Origin of the sequence: Anoxynatronum buryatiense, assembly GCF_900182905.1 — a bacterium.
GTDB classification, from domain to species: Bacteria; Bacillota; Clostridia; order Peptostreptococcales; family Tindalliaceae; genus Anoxynatronum; species Anoxynatronum buryatiense.
The window spans coordinates 1-1,680 of record NZ_FXUF01000042.1; the positions used below are offsets into that span (position 1 = coordinate 1).

The 1,680-nt window shown below is 49.5% G+C and carries 1 protein-coding gene; it reads left to right on the forward strand.

The features are described 5' to 3' along the window. Positions 1 to 137 precede the first annotated feature (137 nt). On the forward strand, positions 138 to 1,463 hold the full coding sequence (locus tag QOL74_RS18320; protein WP_283410953.1) for an IS1380 family transposase: 1,326 nt from the start codon (positions 138 to 140) through the stop codon (positions 1,461 to 1,463). Positions 1,464 to 1,680: the final 217 nt, after the last annotated feature.

Here is a 1,680-nt window from a genome sequence, read left to right on the forward strand (position 1 = left end):
TCCTTAATCCGTGACGCAACCATACCTGCATCACAGTCAAACCATTGGAATAACAACCTGTTTTCGTTATTCATCACTTCACCAGACAGGTGAACTCCTGTATAATAAAGGTATCCCAATACCTGGAGGGTGATGGCGTGAAAAAGTACAAGATTCAAACGATCAACGAAGTCTTTGTTCCCTACGGTGGCCTGGCAATGGCCGGGCTGATGATTCATAAAACAGCCTTACCACTGCGAGCCAGCTCACTGAAAGTACCGGCTTCCAGGGTAAAAGTCTCCAACGCTGATATCTTGAGTGCCTACATTGGCCTGTTGTGCCAAGGCCGAAACGATTTTGACCATATGGACATCTTTCGGGATGAACCCTTTTTTATGGACAGCTTGCAGTTAAAGACGATTCCTTCCAGTGCCACACTCCGACAGCGGCTGGAACAGTTATCCGCTGATGAGAAGGCCTGCCCCATGGTGATGGAAGAAAGTGCCGTCATGATCCAGCGAATGAAAGGCTCCCTCACTCCTTGTTATGAAAAACTGGTGGCCCTGGACATTGATGTCAGCGTTTTTGACAACTCCGGCAGCCATAAAGAAGGCATTGAACTCACTTACCAGAAAGTGGATGGCTATGCACCCATCTTCGCTTACCTGGGAGAAGAAGGGTACTGTGTGGGGGCTTCCCTGCGAAAGGGAAGCGACCATTCTCAAAAAGACGCACCGGCGTTTATCCAAGAGAGCATCCGCATCTGCCGAAGGATCAACCCTGCCCAGGAGTTACTGCTGCGGGCAGACAGTGCCCATGACAGTGCAGATACCCTACGCATCTGTCATGATGAACAGGTCCAGTACCTGATCAAGCGAAACCCCCGGAAGGAAAGCCCCGAAGAGTGGCTTTCCCTTGCCAAAGAACAGGGAATCGAAACCATTCCCCGGGAAGGGAAGAAAGTCTATACCGGTTCTCTCAAAACCTTCAACCCGGGCATCAACCAGGAACTGCGGCTGGTGTATCAAATCACTGAAACCACCGTGGCGGCCAATGGACAACTCTACCTGATACCAGACATTACCATTGACACCTGGTGGACCAGCTTAACAGCACCAGAGGAAACCGTCATTAAACTGTATCACCAACACGCCACCAGTGAACAGTTCCACAGTGAGCTGAAAACCGACCTGGACCTGGAAAGGCTGCCTTCCGGTAAATTCGCCACCAATCAGTTGATTCTCACATTGGGAGCTTTTACATACAACCTGCTTAGACTCATTGGCCTGGAGACCCTGAAAAAGGATGATGCTCCCATCAGCCGAAAGAACCAGCGCCGACGGATCAAAACAGTGATCAAGAACATGATCTACCTGGCTGTCAGGCTGGTGAACCATGCCCGGTCAGCCTTTCTGAAGTTCAGCCGATACTGCCGATGGTTCACCACATTCAACCGGGTGTATGAGGCGTTTTACGCCTATTGAGCGACTCGCATTAAAGTGAATTCATATGACAGTGCAAATCATGACCAAGGGGGTGATGGGCTCTTTTTCAGGATGAACCCCGTGAGCTGGGTTGAGAATTACTGTTCAACTTATCTTTTTGTGGATCAATGGCCCATCCAGGGTGTCAAATTTTAAGGGTTTTTGGGCCTTTTAAGCTTCGATAGTTGTTTTTGTGCTGAGTGTCACGGATTCAGGT